Source organism: Streptomyces sp. bgisy130 (assembly GCF_057708345.1).
Window position 1 is genome coordinate 42409 of record NZ_JBYISA010000024.1, and the last position, 17069, is coordinate 59477.

General features: G+C 72.9%; 11 protein-coding genes. 7 read left to right on the forward strand and 4 right to left on the reverse strand.

From position 1 onward, the window contains the following. Positions 1–116: 116 nt before the first annotated feature. The gene (gene glnII, locus AC3EUV_RS26570; protein ID WP_435604038.1) at positions 117–1139 is read right to left on the reverse strand and encodes a glutamine synthetase; all 1023 of its coding nucleotides are present in this window, start codon (positions 1137–1139) and stop codon (positions 117–119) included. A 330-nt stretch (positions 1140–1469) separates the two neighbouring features. Between glnII and AC3EUV_RS26575 the strand changes: the two genes are divergently transcribed. The 3 genes from AC3EUV_RS26575 to AC3EUV_RS26585 all read left to right on the forward strand — a co-directional run bounded on the left by AC3EUV_RS26575 (position 1470) and on the right by AC3EUV_RS26585 (position 4480). Further along, positions 1470–2378: a Gfo/Idh/MocA family protein gene (locus AC3EUV_RS26575; protein WP_435604039.1), complete on the forward strand. Its 909-nt coding sequence runs from the start codon at positions 1470–1472 to the stop codon at positions 2376–2378. Positions 2379–2469: 91 nt separating this feature from the next. Then, positions 2470–4032, forward strand: coding sequence for an AMP-binding protein (locus AC3EUV_RS26580; RefSeq protein ID WP_435604040.1), 1563 nt, complete (start codon positions 2470–2472; stop codon positions 4030–4032). A 175-nt stretch (positions 4033–4207) separates the two neighbouring features. Further along, positions 4208–4480, forward strand: coding sequence for a hypothetical protein (locus AC3EUV_RS26585; protein ID WP_018090148.1), 273 nt, complete (start codon positions 4208–4210; stop codon positions 4478–4480). A gap of 91 nt (positions 4481–4571) precedes the next feature. On the opposite strand, the gene AC3EUV_RS26590 is transcribed toward AC3EUV_RS26585, so the two are convergent. After that, positions 4572–5138: a PadR family transcriptional regulator gene (locus AC3EUV_RS26590; RefSeq protein WP_435604041.1), complete on the reverse strand. Its 567-nt coding sequence runs from the start codon at positions 5136–5138 to the stop codon at positions 4572–4574. Positions 5139–5212: 74 nt separating this feature from the next. Continuing rightward, on the reverse strand, positions 5213–7228 hold the full coding sequence (locus AC3EUV_RS26595) for an oxidoreductase (RefSeq protein ID WP_435604042.1): 2016 nt from the start codon (positions 7226–7228) through the stop codon (positions 5213–5215). 368 nt (positions 7229–7596) lie between these two features. On the opposite strand from AC3EUV_RS26595, the gene AC3EUV_RS26600 reads away from it, so the two are divergent. Then, a complete protein-coding gene (locus AC3EUV_RS26600; RefSeq protein ID WP_432146535.1) occupies positions 7597–8466 on the forward strand; it encodes a HalD/BesD family halogenase in 870 nt (289 codons plus the stop codon). 163 nt (positions 8467–8629) lie between these two features. Next, a complete protein-coding gene (locus AC3EUV_RS26605) occupies positions 8630–10441 on the forward strand; it encodes a choline/carnitine O-acyltransferase (protein WP_435604043.1) in 1812 nt (603 codons plus the stop codon). Positions 10442–10471: 30 nt separating this feature from the next. On the opposite strand, the gene AC3EUV_RS26610 is transcribed toward AC3EUV_RS26605, so the two are convergent. Continuing rightward, positions 10472–11341 carry an Fpg/Nei family DNA glycosylase gene (locus AC3EUV_RS26610; RefSeq protein WP_432146533.1) on the reverse strand — a complete coding sequence of 290 codons (870 nt, stop codon included), beginning with the start codon at positions 11339–11341 and terminating at the stop codon, positions 10472–10474. A gap of 221 nt (positions 11342–11562) precedes the next feature. On the opposite strand from AC3EUV_RS26610, the gene AC3EUV_RS26615 reads away from it, so the two are divergent. Together AC3EUV_RS26615 and AC3EUV_RS26620 are read left to right on the forward strand one after the other, a co-directional pair. Then, the gene (locus AC3EUV_RS26615) at positions 11563–13848 is read left to right on the forward strand and encodes a protein kinase domain-containing protein (protein ID WP_432146532.1); all 2286 of its coding nucleotides are present in this window, start codon (positions 11563–11565) and stop codon (positions 13846–13848) included. A 2-nt stretch (positions 13849–13850) separates the two neighbouring features. Further along, positions 13851–16508, forward strand: a complete 2658-nt coding sequence (locus AC3EUV_RS26620) for a protein kinase domain-containing protein (protein WP_435604044.1) — start codon at positions 13851–13853, stop codon at positions 16506–16508. Positions 16509–17069 lie beyond the last annotated feature (561 nt).

Below are 17069 nucleotides of genomic sequence, written 5' to 3' on the forward strand. Positions count from 1 at the left end.
ACTGACGAACGGTCCGGACCTGTCGCGCAAGGCGGCAACGGGCCGCCGCCGCCCCGGACATGCGGAGGGGCCGGACCCCGTCCGGTCCGGCCCCGCTCACCCGCCCCTCGGAGGCGTCAGACCTGCATGCGCCGCGCCAGCTCGGTGCAGCAGGTGTCCACCATCAGCCGGGTGACCACGTACGGGTCGACGTTGGCGTTCGGCCGCCGGTCCTCGATGTAGCCCTTCTTCTCGACCTCGACCTGCCAGGGGATGCGCACCGAGGCACCGCGGTCCGAGGCGCCGTAGGAGTACGCGTCCCACGGGGCGGTCTCGTGCGCCCCCGTCAGACGGTCCTCGATGCCGGTGCCGTACTGGCGGACGTGCTCCAGCGGCTTGTCGCCCTGGCCCAGCGCTTCACAGGCGGTGATGATCGCGTCGTAGCCCTCGCGCATCGCCCGGGTGGAGAAGTTGGTGTGCGCGCCCGCGCCGTTCCAGTCGCCCTTGGCCGGCTTGGCCTCCAGCGAGGCGGTCACGCCGTAGTCCTCCGCGACGCGGTGCAGCAGCCAGCGCGCCACCCACATGTGGTCCGAGACCTCCAGCGCGGGCAGCGCGCCCACCTGGAACTCCCACTGACCGGGCATGACCTCGGCGTTGATGCCGGACAGGCCCAGCCCCGCCGCCAGGCACAGGTCCAGGTGCTTCTCGACGATCTCCCGGCCGAAGATCGCGTCCGCGCCCACCCCGCAGTAGTAGTCGCCCTGGGGGGCCGGGTAGCCGCCGCCCTCGGGGAAGCCGAGCGGGCGGTCGCCCTTGAGGAAGGTGTACTCCTGCTCGATGCCGAAGATGGCTTCCTGGTCGGCGAACTTCTCCGCGACCGGGCGCAGCAGGGCACGGGTGTTGGAGGGGTGCGGGGTGAGGTCGGTGTGCAGCACTTCGCACAGCACCAGCAGGTGGTCGCCGCCGCGGATCGGGTCCGGGCAGCTGAAGACCGGCTCCAGTACGAGGTCCGACGCGTGGCCCTCGGCCTGGTTGGTGCTGGACCCGTCGAAGCCCCACCGGGGCAGCTTGCTGCCGTCGGTCAGGATCTTGGTCTTGGAGCGGAGCTGGGCGGTCGGCTGGGTGCCGTCGATCCAGATGTACTCGGCCTTGATGGTCACGGGGTCCTCTTCACGGTCGGTGCGGGTACGGTGCGGGCGTACCGGAGCACTCTCGCAACGCGCCATTTCTCGTCCGTTGCTCGTTTGTGAACCGCAGGTTACCTAGCCGGACATCCCGGCTTTTCCAAGGTTTTCTTCGCCGGAAGCCTGGGATTGCTGCCTTGCTACGCCTGTCTTCTCGCTATTCCGATGTGACGGAGACCTCAGGCGGACGCCACGTCGGCCGCCCCTCGGACCCCGGCCGGCCCGCATCACCGGACCGGCCCCGGACCCCACGGCACGGGCCGCGAAATCGGCCTCCCGCCCCGCACCCCGCGAGACACTGGCCCCATGACGACCCTGCGCATCGGACTCCTCGGCACCGGCCCCTGGGCGCGGAGGGTCCACGCCCCCGCCCTGGCCGCGCACCCCGGCGTCGAGCTCACCGGCATCTGGGGGCGCCGGCCGGAGGCCGCCGCGGCGCTGGCCCAGGTCCACCACACCCGCCCGTACGACGGGCCCGACGAGCTGTTCGCGGCCTGCGACGCCGTCGCGATCGCGCTGCCGCCGTCCGTCCAGGCCCCGCTGGCGGTCCGCGCCGCCGAGGCCGGCCGTCACCTCCTCCTGGACAAGCCGGTCGCCACCTCCGTGCCCGAGGCCCGTGCGCCGGCCGCGGCCGCCGACCGCGCGGGGGTCGCCTCGGTGGTCTTCTTCACCGCGCGCTTCGGGGAGCAGGAGGGGGAGTGGATCGCGGCCCAGGCCGCGGCCGGCGGCTGGTTCACCGCGCACGCCGACTGGCTCGGCTCGGTCTTCGCCGAGGACAGCTCCAGCCCGTACGCCGCCTCGCCCTGGCGCCGGGCGAAGGGCGGGCTGTGGGACGTCGGCCCGCACGCGCTGTCGGTGCTGCTGCCGGTCCTCGGGGACGCGGAAGCGGTCACCGCCACCCGGGGGCCGGCCGACACGGTGCTGCTGACGATGCGTCACAGCAGCGGGGCGGCCAGTACGGCGACGGTCGGCCTGGCCGCCCCCGCCGCGGCCGCCGGCGTCGAGATCACCCTCCGCGGCACTGCCGGGATCACCACCCTGCCGCGCCGCCTGGACGGCCCGGAACCGGCCTACCACCGCGCCGTCGACGCCCTGCTCGCGGCCGCCGCGACCGGTCTGCCGAACGCCTGCGATGTCCACTTCGGCCTCCGGGTCACCGAAATCCTGGCGGCGGCCGAGGAGACGCTGAGCCCGCTGATGCCTCTGGAGGCATGACCACATGGCGAAATTGGTCGTGGAGGGCATCAGCGGCGGTCCGTAGCGTCAGGGCCGTCAGCTGTCCGCCCGGCCCAGGGAGCCCCACGCCATGACGCCCGCCACCGGTTTCACCAGCTATACCGAAGTGCTGCTCGCCGCCCTCGCCCACGACCGGTCCCGGCCCGTCCTGACCACGGCCGACGGCGACGAGGTCACCGCCGGTGCCCTGTACGACACCGTGCACCGGATGGCGGCGGTGCTGGCCGGCCGCGGCATCGGCCACGGACGGACCGTCAGCCTCCTCAGCGGCAACCGCCCCGAGGTGCTCGCCGCCCGCTACGCCGCCAATCTCCTCGGCGCCCGCGTGGTCTTCCTCTACGACGGGATGGCCGCCGAGACCCTGGCCCGGATCGCCGAGAGCGCGGAGACCGCCCTGCTCCTGGTCGACCCGGCCCTGTACGGCACCGCACGGGCGCTGCTCCAGCACACCCGCGGCCCCGCGCCCGACGTGCTGACCCTGGGGCCGGTGCCCGCGGCCGCCGGCCCGGTCCCCGACCTGCTGGCCGCCTGCGCCGCCCTCCCCGCCACGCCCGAGGTGCCGGGCGGCGCCGTCCGGCCCGAGGACGACTGGTGCATCCGGCACACCGGCGGCACGACCGGCATCCCCAAGGGAGTGCGGATGCCGCACGCCCCGTACGCCGTGATGCTCCGGCACCACCGCATGGAGGGCGCCGGGGACCCGCCCCGCTTCCTCGCCTGCACCCCGCTCGCCCATCTCGCGGGCGTCCTCGCCGATGCCACCCTCGCGGCCGGCGGCACCGTCGTCCTGCACCACGCCTTCGACCCCACGGCCGTCCTCGCCGCCGTCGCCCGCCACCGCATCACCCACCTCTGGCTGCTGCCCCCGCTCCTCTACCGTCTGCTCGACGACCCCGCGCTGCCTGACACCGACCTCAGCTCCCTCACCCGCATCACCTACGGCGGCTGCGCGGCCTCGCCCTCCCGGCTGGCGCGGGCCGCCGAGGTCTTCGGGCCGGTGCTGTACGGGGTGTACGGCATGTCCGAGGCGATGACGATCACCGAGGCCCGTCCGGAGGACCACCGCGCCACCGGGCCCGGCGGCCGGATCACCGCCGGGCGCGCGCTGCCCGGCGTCATGCTCGCCATCCGTGACGCGGACGGGCGGGAGCTGCCGGCGGGGGAGCGGGGCGAGGTCCACGTACGCTCCGCCGGTGTGATGACCGGCTACTGGAAGCAGCCGGAGCTGACCGCGCAGGTGCTGCCCGGGGACGGCTGGCTGCGCACCGGCGACGTCGGCATCCTGGACGACGACGGCCGGCTCTACCTCGTCGACCGGGTCAAGGACCTGATCATCGTCGTCGGCGGCCATGTCCACCCGGCGGAGGTCGAGGATCTGCTGCACACCCACCCGGCGGTCGCCCACTGCGCGGTCTACGGGGTGCGCGGGCCGGACGAGACCGAGGAGGTGCATGCCGCGGTCGTCCCGGCTCCGGGCCACCGGGTGGACCCCGCCGCCCTGCGGGCCTTCGTCACCGAGCGCCAGGGGGCCCTGTACGCCCCGGCCGCGGTCCATCCCGTCGACGCCATCCCCCTCACGCCCGTCGGCAAGCCGGACAAAGCGCGGCTGCGCGCACGGGCCGCCGCGGCCTGACCCGGGGGCGTCCGCAGAGCGGTCCGAGGAGCCGTCCGCGGGGCCGTCCGCAGAGCCGTCCGCGGGGCCGTTTCCGGGCCGTCAAATCCCCTCTGGCCAGGGGCTTTTGTCAGTGGTGGCCAGTAGAATGGGAACCAGTCAGTGAGGGTTTTCCCAACGCTCCAGGAGGTCGCCGATGGCCGCTGCCACACTCATGACGAAGCCTCTCCCGGCCCACCCACTGCCCAAGAAGCCGCTGCCCGCCGGATGGCCGCGCGAGCGGTATGAATCGCACAACCGCCGCCTGAAGGCCATGCGGCTGGCCATCGCCCTGCTCGACACCGGCGTCTACCGCCCCGAGCAGGCCCACAACCGCAAGATCCGCAGCACCGCGGCCGAGATAGGGGTGCACGCCCCGTCCGACACGACCTGCCGTCTGGTGCGCGCCCTGATCTACGACAACTGCTGACGGCTCCCGGCGCATCAACAGGGCGGCCGGTCCCGGGACTTCCCCCGGGGCCGGCCGCCCCATGCTTCCCCGGCGGGTCCGCGGGTGCGGCTCATCCGTCCGCGCCGTCCCCCGGGGCCGTCGCCGCGTCCAGGTCCGTCACCTCGGCCAGCGCCTCCGCCAGCCACTCCACCCAGAAGGTCTCCAGCCCGATCCCGGCCCGCAGCACCAGCCGCCGCAACCGGTCCTCCGGGTCCGCCGCCGCCCCGAAGTCGCGGTCCTCGATCTCCTGGTACTCCGCCAACTGCCGCCGGTGCAGCATCAGATGGCGCCGCAGCTCCGCATCGAGCCCGGCCCGGCCCACCACCGCCGAGGCCCGCAGCCGCAGCAGCAGCGCGTCCCGGATGGGCTTGGACTCCTGCTCGCCGGAGGCCCAGCGGGTCAGCTCGGCCCGGCCCGCGGGCAGCACCTCGAACTCCTTCTTCTGCCCCCGCGACGGCTGCTCGCTCGGCAGCGCCCGGATGAACCCGGCCTGCTCCAGCTTGCCCAGCTCGCGATAGATCTGCTGATGGGTGGCCGACCAGAAGTAGCCGATCGACCGGTCGAACCTACGGGTCAGCGCCAGCCCCGACGACGGCTTCTCTAGCAGGGCGGTGAGGATCGCGTGCGGGAGTGACATGGGGGAATCCTAGGTCGCGGCGGCCGGCCGCGGCGGGCCCGCGCAGCCCGCCGTGCCCCGGCCGCCGCCGCAGCTCACAGGGCCGCCGCGAGCTCCGTGCCCTGCTGGATGGCGCGCTTGGCGTCCAGCTCGGCGGCGACGTCCGCACCGCCGATGAGATGCACCGAGCGCCCCTCGGCCCGCAGCTCCTCGTACAGGTCCCGGCGCGGCTCCTGCCCGGTGCACAGCACGATGGTGTCCACCGGGAGCGTGGTGGCCGTGCCGTCGACCGTGAGGTGCAGGCCCTCGTCGTCGATCCGCTCGTACGCCGCCCCGGCGACGCTGGTCACGCCCCGGTGCCGCAGCTCCGCACGGTGGATCCAGCCGGTGGTCTTGCCGAGTCCGGCGCCGACCTTCGACGTCTTGCGCTGGAGCAGATGCACCTGCCGCGGCGCCTTGGGGCGCTCGGGGGCGCGCAGCCCGCCCCGGTCGCCGTAGCCGGTGTCGACGCCCCAGGCGCGGAAGTAGACCTCCGGGTCCTGGCTCGCCGCGTCGCCGGCGTCGGTGAGGAACTCCGCGACGTCGAAGCCGATGCCGCCCGCCCCGATGATCGCCACGCGTTCGCCGACCGGCGCCCCGTCCCGCAGCACATCGAGGTAGCTGACGACGCTGGGGTGGTCGATGCCCTCGATCTCCGGGGTGCGCGGGGTGACGCCGGTGGCGACCACGACCTCGTCGTACGCCCCGAGGTCCGCGGCCGTGACCGGGGAGTTCAGCCGTACGTCCACGCCGTGGGTGTCGAGCTGGTGGCGGAAGTAGCGCAGGGTCTCCTCGAACTCCTCCTTGCCCGGTATCCGCTTGGCGATGTTCAGCTGCCCGCCGATCTCGGCCGCGGCGTCGAAGAGGGTGACCTGATGGCCGCGCTCGGCCGCGGAGACGGCGCAGGCGAGTCCGGCCGGCCCGGCGCCGACCACGGCGAGCCGCTTGCGCCGCCGGGTGGGGGAGAGCACCAGCTCGGTCTCGTGGCACGCCCGCGGGTTGACCAGACAGGACGTGATCTTCCCGCTGAAGGTGTGGTCGAGGCACGCCTGGTTGCACCCGATGCAGGTGTTGATCGCCTCGGCCCGGCCGTCCCGCGCCTTGGCGACGAAGTCCGGGTCGGCGAGGAAGGGCCGGGCCAGCGACACCATGTCGGCGCGACCGTCGGCGAGCAACTCCTCGGCGACCTCAGGGGTGTTGATGCGGTTGCTGGTCACCAGCGGGATGTTCACCGAGCCCATCAGCCGCTTCGTCACCCAGGTGTAGGCGCCGCGCGGCACCGAGGTCACGATGGTGGGGATACGGGCCTCGTGCCAGCCGATACCGGTGTTGATGAGGGTGGCCCCCGCCGCCTCGATCTCCTGGGCGAGGGTGACCACCTCCTCCAGGGTGGAACCGCCCGGGACGAGGTCCAGCATGGAGAGCCGGTAGATCAGGATGAAGTCGGTGCCGACCCGCTCCCGGGTGCGGCGGACGATCTCCAGCGGGAAGCGCATCCGGTTCTCGTACGAGCCGCCCCACCGGTCCGTGCGCCGGTTCGTCGCGCCGACGATGAACTCATTGATCAGATAGCCCTCGGAGCCCATGATCTCGACGCCGTCGTACCCGGCGGACTTGGCCAGCTCCGCCGCCCGCACGTAGTCCTCGATGGTCTGCTCGACCTCGTCGTCGGTGAGCGCGTTGGGCACGAAGGGGCTGATGGGTGCCTGGAGCGCGCTCGGCGCGACCAGGTCGGGGTGGTAGGCGTACCGCCCGAAGTGCAGGATCTGCATCGCGATCCGCCCGCCCGCGGCGTGCACCGCCTCGGTCACGGTCCGGTGCTGCGCGGCCTCCGCCTCGGTGGTGAGCTTGGCCCCGCCCTCGTACGGCCGGCCCGCGTCGTTCGGGGCGATACCGCCGGTCACCATCAGGCCGACGCCGCCGCGTGCGCGGGCTGCGTAGAAGGCGGCCATCCGCTCGAAGCCGTTCTCGGCCTCCTCCAGCCCGATGTGCATCGACCCCATCAGCACCCGGTTGGGCAGGGTGGTGAACCCGAGGTCGAGGGGGCTCATCAGGTGGGGGTACTGGCTCATGGGGGCCTCCAGGCGCGGTGGTCGTGGCAGTAGTTGTAGACCAGCCTCGGCGAGTTATGCAACAAGTTGCAAAAAACGTGACGCAGACGACTCCGCCGCCCGCCGGGGCGCCCGGCCCGCACCGCACGGCGCGCAGTTGCCGGGTCGCGCAGTGCGACGTGTCACAGACAACCCGGCGACGCTGTGGGAGCTTCAACTGTGCTGCTCCTCGGTGGAGTTGCTGCAAGAGGAGTTGCCGGAGAGCCGGGGCGCGGACCCGACGGCACGCGGACCGCGGGGACGGCCCGGAGGGGGCGTTCCCGGCGGGACCGCGGGGCCGCGGGCGGACTCCGGCTCACGACGGTCTGCCCGTATGTGGAGAGGATCGAATGAGCACTGCGCAAGCCCTCACGCTCGACCAGGTGGTCGACACCGCCCGGTACCCCCTGCCGGAACCCGACAGTGCCGGGGGCCGGGCCGTGATCTCCCGGGCCCGGCACGAACTCCGGACGCTCGGCTGCACCGTGCTGCCGGACTTCGTCCGCCCGGCGCTCCGCACCGCGCTGGAGCAGGAGTGCGCCGCCATCGCCCCCCAGGCGCACTACGACGTCGAGACGGTCAACGTCTACAACATCGCCGTGGACGCGGACCTGCCGGCCGGCCACCCCGGCCGACGGACCTTCCAGCGGGGCAACGCCTTCGTCCCGCGGGACCGGATCCCGGCGGAGTCCCTCATCAGCCGGCTCTATACCGACCCGGTGTTCCAGGACTTCCTGGCCCGCTGTTTCGGGCTGCCGCGGCTGCACGAGCTGGCCGACCCGCTCTCCGGCCTGGTGCTCAATGTCGTCGCCCCGGGCATGGAGCACCCCTGGCACTTCGACACCAACGAGTTCACCGTCAGCATGCTCACCCGGCAGGCGCAGGACGGCGGCGTCTTCGAGTACTGCCCGAACATCCGGTCCGCGCACGACGAGCGCTTCGACGACGTCCGGGACGTCCTGGACGGCCGGGGCGAGCGGCTGGTCCGGCGCCTGGCGCTGCATCCCGGCGACCTCCAGCTGTTCCGGGGGCGCTACTCGCTCCACCGGGTGAGTCCGGTGCGCGGCGAGAGCGCGCGGCACTCCGCGATCTTCGCCTACAGCGAGCGGCCCGGCGTCATCGGGAGCGTGGCCCGCACCCGGCAGCTCTTCGGCCGGGTCCTGCCCGCCCACACCGCGGCCGAGGGCCGGGCCATCCGGGGCGACCGGCTGCTGGACTAGCGGACGGCCCGGACATCACGCCGTACGCGTACCTCCCCCGCGCCCCACGCCATGGGGTGACGGACACGGTGGGTGACGGCGCGACCATGGATGAGTGACAGCACAGGTTCCCACGATCCGAATCGAGAGAGCAGAATTGAATAACCGTCAGGAAAGGGCCGCCATGACGACCTTCGCCCAGGAGGACAGCCTCCCGCGGGTGCCGCTGCCCACGCTGGAAGCGAGCTGCGAGAGGTTCCTCGCCTGGTGCGCGCCGCTGCTCACCGCCGACCAGCTGGCGGCGACCGAGGCGGAGGTGGCCGCGTTCCTCCGCCCCGGCGGCCCCGGCCGGGTGCTTCAGGCGGCACTGGAGGAGTACGACGCCACGGAGGGCGTCCACAGCTGGCTCGACACCTTCTGGCCGTACCGCTATCTGGGCCGCCGGGACCGGATCGCGCTCAACGCCAACTTCTTCTTCCTGTTCCGCGACCCCGACCCCGGGCAGCCGCAGTCCCAGGTGGAGCGGGCGGCCGGGCTCATCGCCGGCGCCGTCGACTACAAGCGCCGGCTCGACCAGGAGGCCATCCCTCCGGTGGTGCAGCGGGGCGTGCCCCAGTCGATGGTGCAGAACCGGTTCCTGTTCTCCGCCACCCGGATCCCCGGCGCGGAACAGGACACCGTCCGCAGCCCCTACACCGACGCCTGGCCGGGTCCGTCCGGGGCCCGGCACATCGTGGTCTTCCACCGCGGCAACCTCTTCCGGATGGAGGTGCTCGGCGCGGACGGGGTCCCGCACAGCCTGGACGACCTCGAAGCGGGCCTGCGCGCCGTGCAGAAGGCCGGCGCCGAACCGGCCGCGCCCGGCACCTCGGCCGGCCACCTCACCACCATGGCGCGCGCCGAATGGGCCGCCGCCCGGGAGTCCCTGCGCGCCCACCCCCTCAACGCGGACGCCCTGGACGACATCGAGACCGCGCTGTTCTGTGTCTGCCTGGAGGACGACGCCCCCACGGACGTCCAGGAGGCCTGCGACCAGCTGCTGTACGGCGACGGCGGCAACCGCTGGTTCGACAAGGCGGTCTCCCTGATCGTCTTCGCCGACGGCCGGGCGGGCATCAACGTGGAGCACTGCGAGCTGGACGGGACCACCATCCTCAGCTTCACCGACGCCCTGCTCAGCGCCCCGGCCGAAGAACACTCCCGCCGGTCCGGCGCCCGCTCCCAGGGGCTCCCGTCCGTGCAGCCGGTCCTCTTCGAGCTGGACGACACCCTCCGGGCGCAGGTGCGCTCCGCCGCCGGCGCCTTCGCGGAGTACGGCGCGAACACCGCCACCCGCACCGTCTCCTTCGACGACTTCGGCAGCACCACCGCCAAGGCGCTGGGCGCCTCGCCGGACGCCTTCGTCCAGCTCGCCTACCAGCTGGCCCATCAGCGGGCCAAGGGACACCTCGGCGCCACCTACGAGTCGATCGCCACCCGCCAGTGGCGGCGCGGCCGGACCGAGGCGATGCGCGTCGTCACCCCGGAGATCCAGGCATTCGTCGCCGCGATGGAGGACCCGGCGGCCTCCCCGGACACCCGCCGGGCCGCGTTCCGTGCCGCCGCCGGGAAGCATGTGGCGCGCGCCAAGGAGTGCCAGGCCGGCCAGGCCCCCGAGCAGCACCTGTGGGAGCTGGAGCTGATCCAGCGGCGGCGCGGCGCGGAACTCGGGGTGACCGGGCAGCCCGCCCTCTACCGGAGTCCGGGCTGGCTGACGATGCGCGACGACTACCTGAGCACCAGCTCCGCCCCGTCCGAGAACATCCAGTACTTCGGCTTCGGCTCCACCAGCAGCCGCTGTATCGGCGTCGCCTACGTCCTGCTGCCGGACCGCTTCCACCTGTACCTCAGCACCCCGCTGGCGGTGGCCGGCCCGATGGAGGTCTTCGCCGACCGGCTCCGCGAGGCGGTGGCCGAGCTCCGGGAGCTGCTGGCGTCCGGCCGGTCCGCGGACTGACCGTCCCGGGCGGGCCGGCGGCCGTCCCCGCTACTTCAGCAGCCGGGACAACCGCCGGTCCGCCAGGGGCTTGCCGCCCGTCTGGCAGGTCGGGCAGTACTGGAGCGCCGAATCGCTGAACGACACCTCACGCACCGTGTCCCCGCAGACCGGGCAGGGCTCCCCCTTCCGCCCGTGCACCCGCAGCCCGCTCTTCTTCTCCGCCTTGAGGTCCTTCAGCGCCAGCCCACGGGACCGCTCGACCGCCTCCGTGAGCGTGCTTCCGACCGCCGCGTACAGCCGCTCCACCTCCTCCCCGGAGAGCGACGCGGCCAGTTTGAACGGCGACATCCGGGCCAGGTGCAAAATCTCGTCCGAGTAGGCGTTCCCGATCCCCGCCAGCACGCTCTGGTCCCGGAGCACGCCCTTGATCTGCCGCCGCTCGCCCTCCAGCAGCGCACGGAAGGCGGCCAGGGTGAAGCCCTCGCCGAGCGGATCGGGCCCGAGCCGCGCCACCCCGGGCACCTCCAGCGGATCCCGTACGACATACACGGCCAGGTGCTTCTGACTCCCTGCCTCCGTCACATCGAACCCCGCCCCGTCATCCGGTCCGGCGAGCCGCACCCGCAGCGCCAGCGGCCCCTTCCCGGGCCGCGGCGGCACCGCCGGCAAGGCGTCGTTCCACCGCACCCACCCCGCCCTGGCCAGGTGCAGCACCAGATGCAGCGCCCCGACTTGAAGATTGAGAAACTTCCCGTGCCGCGTCACCCCCTCGCACACACCCCCTTCGAGCGCGGTGACCGGCGGGTCGTAGGTCTTCAGCGCATGCACGGCCACGGGATACACCCGGCCGACGGCCCGGCCGGCCAGACGGCCGGCGAGGAACTGGGCCAGTGACTCAACTTCCGGCAATTCAGGCATAACGCCAGTCTGCCCGGAGGGCGCGCCCGGCGCGTGGCGGCGGGGGGGCGGAACCGGTCCGTCAATCCCGTTGAGCGGCGCCGAGCCACCGCCGCCCCGACGCGCCGCCGACGCCAACAGCCGCCACACCACCGCATGTTGGGCCGATCTGTTGATCCGAACCGGGGTGGCTGCCCACGCCTCCGGCAGTAGCCTGTGGGGGCTCATTGAAGGGGGATGCGATGAAGCAGCTCGAGGCCGCCGACCCGCGGCAGATCGGGCCCTACACACTCCTGGGCCGGCTGGGTGCCGGCGGGATGGGGGCGGTGTACCTCGGCCGGGCCCGGGGCCGCACGGTCGCGGTGAAGGTGGTGCGGCCGGATCTGGCACGGGACGACGCGTTCCGGGACCGCTTCCAGCGCGAGGTCGAGGCGGCCCGCCTGGTGTCCGGGGCCTTCACGGCGCCGGTCGTGGACGCCGACACGCGGGACCGGATCCCCTGGATGGCGACCGCCTTCGTCGTCGGCGTCTCGCTGGACCAGGCGGTCAGCACCCGGGGCCCGCTGCCCGAGGGCGCGCTGTGGGCGCTGACCGCCGGAGTGGCGGAGGCGCTGGCCAGCGTGCACGACGCCGGGCTGATCCACCGGGACCTGAAACCGGCGAACGTCCTGCTGGCGCTGGACGGGCCGCGCGTCATCGACTTCGGCATCGCGCGGGCCGTCGACGGCACCGCGCTGACCTCCACCGGCGCGATCATCGGCTCGGCCCCGTACATGTCGCCGGAGCAGGCGGTGGGGGAGGCGCTCACCCCGGCCAGCGACATGTTCTCGCTGGGCTCGGCGATCGCCTTCGCCGCGGGCGGGGACAGCCTGTTCGGCGCGGGCGCGGCCGCGGGCGTCCTCTTCCGCATCGTGCACACCGAACCCGCTCTCGACGCGGTCCCGGCCGGGCTGCGGGACCTGATCGCGTCCTGTCTGGCCAAGGACCCCGACGACCGGCCGAACCCGCGCCAAGTGTCCGAGTTCGTCGAGCGGGAGGGCCACCCCATCCCGTCCGGCGGCTGGCTCCCGGAGGCGCTCGCCGCCGACATCATCGCCGTCCGCGCCGTCATGACGACGCTGCCCGAACCCCCGCCGACCCGCCCGTTCACCCCTGTCACTCCGGCCGTCGGCAGCCCGGCGGGCGGTCCGGAGTCGGGCCGCCCGGAGACGATCGGCCCGGCCGCCGACCACTACGGCGCGGACCGCCCCGACACTGCCGATGCGGACCGCCCCTGGACGAGCCGCCGCAAGCTGCTCCTCGGGGTGGCCGGCGGAACGCTCGCGGTCGCCGGCGCGGGCACCTGGCTCGGACTGGCCCTGAGCGGCACCGGAAAGGCCGACGACGACTCGGGCGGCCGCCCCCGCCCCTCCGGCGACGACGTACGCGAAGCGACCCTGGCCTGGAAGGAGAAACAGTCCGCGACCTGCCCACAGGTGCTCTCGTCCCACGGCGTGGTGGCCTGCCCCTCCCTTGAGCGCGTCCTGGGGCTCGACGACGAGGGCAAGACGAAGTGGACCGTGAACGGCGCCGACCACGGCATCACCTTCTCCGTCCAGGGATCGATGCCGAACGTCATCGCCGCCGTGGGCGACGGCCACCTGTACGTGGCCGGGATGTCGATGAAATCGACGGCCATGCGGAGCGCCGTACTCGCGATCGACCTGGCCAACGGGAAGGCCGCCTGGACGGCCACGCTGGACCGGCCGCACACCCGGGGCGTGCTCCGCTTCTGCGGCATCCTGGACGGCACGGCGTATCTGATCGGCTGGGGGGACGGCAAGGACCACGGCCCGAACCCCGCGGGCTACCACGTCTGGGCGCTGGACCTCGCCTCCCGTAAAACCTCCTGGTTATACGGCGAGAACGCGGACCTCATCTTCTCGGCCCTGCCGCAGCGCGGTGACCACACCCTGTTCGCGGGCACCACCCGGGTACGGGCGCTCGACGCCGAGGGCGAGGTCGCCTGGTCGAAGCAGGCGGAGCCGCACACCCTCGCCGCCGCCGGGCGGCACTTCGTCCTCGTCGACGGCGGCAGCCGGATGTCGGCACTGGACCCGGCGACCGGGAAGAGCCTGTGGACGGTGCCGGACGTCGTCCCGGCGTCCCTTCGTGGCGACGGCATCGCCACCGACAAGGACGGCAAGATCCTCTACGCCCTCTACCAGGACAAGGACCACGGCTACTCCCTGGGCGCCCTGGACAGCGGCACCGGCCGGACGCGATGGAAGGTACCGCTCCCCGCCGACTCCAAGGACTCCCGGTCCTTCGGCGCCCGTCTCCTGTGCGCCGACGGAAACCTGTACCGGATGGGTCCGGACTCGGTCGTCTGGGCATGTGACCCCTCGAACGGCAAGCCCCGCTGGAAGTACACCGGCATGAAGGGAACCGATCCCACGAAACTGGCGTGGACAGCCGGTGACGGGCGACTCTGCCTCTCGGACCCGACGGCCACGACGGTCGCCGCTCTCCACGCGAACGGAGCCTGAAAATGGAGCCGTTGGACCCCTCGGACCCGCTTCGGGTCGGCCCCTACACCCTTCTGGGCCGCCTGGGATCGGGCGGCATGGGCTCGGTCTACCTCGGGCGGTCGGCCGGCGGCCGCACGGTCGCGGTGAAACTGATCCGCCCGGAACTGGCCGGCGACACCGGCTTCCGCGCCCGGTTCCGAGCCGAGGTGTCGGCGGCGCGGGCCGCGTCCGGGGCCTTCACCGCCGCGGTGGTCGACGCGGACCCGGACGCCACCGTGCCGTGGATGGCGACCGCCTTCGTCCCGGGCATCTCCCTGCACCGCGCGGTGGAGATCGGCGGCCCGCTCCCGGAGACCGCGCTGCGGGCCCTGACGGCCGGCGTCGCCGAGGCCCTGGTGAACATCCACGCCGCCCGGCTCACGCACCGCGACCTGAAACCCGCGAACGTCCTGCTGGCCCTCGACGGGCCGTACGTCATCGACTTCGGCATCGCCCGGGCCGCCGAGGGGACGGCGCTGACGACCACCGGCGTGGTCCTCGGCACGCCCGCCTACATGTCCCCCGAGCAGGGAAACGGCGAACCGCTCTCCCCGGCGAGCGATATGTTCTCGCTCGGCGCCACCCTCGTCTTCGCCGCCTCCGGCGCGAGCCCGTTCGGCGAGGGCCGGGTCCCGGACGTCCTGAAACGGGTGGTGTTCGACGAACCCGACCTGTCCACGGTCCCGGACAGCCTGCGCCTGATGGTCGCAGCCTGCCTCGCAAAGAACGCCGCCGACCGCCCAACACCACGTCAGCTCATCGAATTCATCGAACGCGACGCGGAGTTGGCGACCCCCGGCGCCTGGCTGCCCCCGGCCCTGATCGCCGCGATCGAAGAAGCCTCTGCGGTCATGACCCCGACCCGGCCACCCGCGGTGGGCCCGACGCAGCGTATGCCCGCCTTGCCGGATGCTGCTGATGGTGGGGCGACGGCGGGCACTCAACTCCTGCCTCCTCTGGCCGCCTCGTCGGACGCTGCTGATGCCGGAGCGACAGCGGCCACTCAACTCCTGCCTCCTCTGCCTGCCCCACCCAACGCCGCTGACGCTGCTGACGCCGGACCGACAGCAGCCACCCAACTCCTGCCCGGCCCCGCCTCCCCGCTCGCCGGGCAGCCTCCCGCGCCAGGAACCCCGCAACCCCCGTACGGCCCGGTGCCGGACTTCCCGGACGCGCCCCCGGCCCCAACCCCCGGGCTCCCGGCCCCCACCCCCGGACCCTCCACCCCCTCCACCCCGTCCACCCCCCTCCTCGGCCGCCGCAAGCTCCTCCTCGGCCTGGCCGGCGGAACCGTCGCACTGGCCGGCGGCGGCACCACACTCGCCCTCTCCCTCTGGGACCGCACCGGCGGCAAGACCTCAACCTCCCCCTCCCTCAAGAACCCCGCCCGCCCGCTCGGCACCCGCCGCGTCGCCACCCCGCGGTGGACGGCCCCCCTCACCGAACCCCTGACGCACGTAACGGGCGCGGACGGGACGGTCGTCGCGGTCAGCGGCAAGCACCTCTGGGCCTTCGACCGCGCGGGCCGCCCCCGGTGGGGACCACAGTCCAACGCCTCGTCCCAGCCGGCCGTCGCCGGCATGGGCGGCAGCCCCGTCGTCGTCGGCCACGGCATGGCGTTCGCGATCGGCCAGACGAAGATGCCGGGCCGCACGCGCTGGCTGCCGGAACCGGCCACGGTGCTGCGGGCCGTGGACCTCGACACCGGCAAGGTCGCCTGGACCCTCGGCAGCCCGGAGACCGGCGTGGCCACCGCGTGGGTGCCGGGAATGCTCGACGACACCGTCTACGTCACCGGCACGATGTCGAAGAGCCGCCTGTCCGGCGACATGTCGAAGCTGCGCTCCGAACTCTCGAAGCTGGGCTCCGACCCGTCGAGGGGGTCGGCGCTGTTCGCCCAGCAGGGCTTCATCTGGGCCGTGGATCCGGCGACCGGAAAACTCCGCTGGGAGACCACCTTCAAGAACACGACCCTGGGCCAGGCCACGCTCAAGGTCCCGTCGTCCGGTACCCGCCTGCTGTGGATGACCAGCAACCCCGACCGGAGCGCCCCGAAACTCGCCGGACTGGACGTCCACGCCCGCGGCAGGGTCCAGTGGCAACAGCCCGCCCCCGGAGGCGGCCAGACCTCAGGCCACGAGAGCAACATCTTCACCGTCTCCTGGCACGACGGCCCCCACTGCTCCGCCGGCGGCCGCTTCCTCTACCTCTCCGACCGCCTCTACGCCGTCGACGCGACGAACGGCCAGGAGGCATGGCACTCTCCCGACCGTGTGACCATCCACGCCATGGCAGCCTCCCCGGACGGCTCCACCGTCTACGCCGCCGGCCCCGACTACCAGGGCCACGTCATTCTCCACGCCTTCGACGCCAAAACCGGCGCCATCCACTGGGCAGGCTCCCTCCCCATGCTCCGCACCGGAGTCCTGGCCCTCCAGCCCACCACCCACACCACCTACCTCTGGGCCCAATCCCAACTCTGGGCCCTCGACCCCGAAACCGGAAAAGCCCGCTGGACCTACGAATTCGCCGGCAGCACCGCCTCCTGGACCTCCCCCGTAGCCTTCTGGGCCGACAACAACCAGGTCTACGGACCTACGGAGAAGGGGCTGACGGCTATTGGGGCCGGGGGGACGTAAGCAGATCAGCCCGGTGGCCCCGCTCGGGCTTCCCGACGCCGAGCGGTTCCACATCATCTGGCGCATGCCCGAGCCGCCCGCGGCGTAGCCTGCTCGCCCGTTTGTGGTCCTCACGGCGAAGGCCGCCACCCCGGAGCGGGGTGGCGGCCTTCGCGCGGAATCCGCGGCTCAGATGTCGTAGTAGAGGTTGGAGACCCTTCTGACCTGTGCAAACGCCTTCCGGATGGGCGGGCGTGTGCACATCCGGTGCACATGCCGGAGGCGACACCGGGCAAGGGGAACTGTCTGCGGGGCGTGCTGGCGGGAAGCATGTGGTGAGCGTCATTTGCCGATCAGATCCGGCCGCTGTTTCCGAGGTGCCGGAGGACGGACTTAGCCCTCTGCCACACTCCACAGCTGACATGCAGTGCACTTAAATCGGGGGTGTTGGAACAGTGGCGCAGAGCAGGAAGGGTTACTACCGGGCGGGGCACTACGTGAGGCCGTCGAGTGCCTCCAGCCGAGCCAAGAAGCCGGCCCTCTGGATGTTCGCGGTCGGCGCGCTCGTACTGATCGCCGCTT

Excerpts from the sequence above, each read along its gene's own strand:
- AC3EUV_RS26595 (WP_435604042.1), bottom strand. The coding sequence starts at position 7,228 with ATGAGCCAGTACCCCCACCTGATGAGCCCCCTCGACCTCGGGTTCACC.
- AC3EUV_RS26600 (WP_432146535.1), top strand. The coding sequence starts at position 7,597 with ATGAGCACTGCGCAAGCCCTCACGCTCGACCAGGTGGTCGACACCGCC.
- AC3EUV_RS26575 (WP_435604039.1), top strand. The coding sequence starts at position 1,470 with ATGACGACCCTGCGCATCGGACTCCTCGGCACCGGCCCCTGGGCGCGG.
- AC3EUV_RS26615 (WP_432146532.1), top strand. The coding sequence starts at position 11,563 with ATGAAGCAGCTCGAGGCCGCCGACCCGCGGCAGATCGGGCCCTACACA.
- AC3EUV_RS26605 (WP_435604043.1), top strand. The coding sequence starts at position 8,630 with ATGACGACCTTCGCCCAGGAGGACAGCCTCCCGCGGGTGCCGCTGCCC.
- AC3EUV_RS26580 (WP_435604040.1), top strand. The coding sequence starts at position 2,470 with ATGACGCCCGCCACCGGTTTCACCAGCTATACCGAAGTGCTGCTCGCC.
- AC3EUV_RS26610 (WP_432146533.1), bottom strand. The coding sequence starts at position 11,341 with ATGCCTGAATTGCCGGAAGTTGAGTCACTGGCCCAGTTCCTCGCCGGC.
- AC3EUV_RS26620 (WP_435604044.1), top strand. The coding sequence starts at position 13,851 with ATGGAGCCGTTGGACCCCTCGGACCCGCTTCGGGTCGGCCCCTACACC.
- AC3EUV_RS26585 (WP_018090148.1), top strand. The coding sequence starts at position 4,208 with ATGGCCGCTGCCACACTCATGACGAAGCCTCTCCCGGCCCACCCACTG.
- AC3EUV_RS26590 (WP_435604041.1), bottom strand. The coding sequence starts at position 5,138 with ATGTCACTCCCGCACGCGATCCTCACCGCCCTGCTAGAGAAGCCGTCG.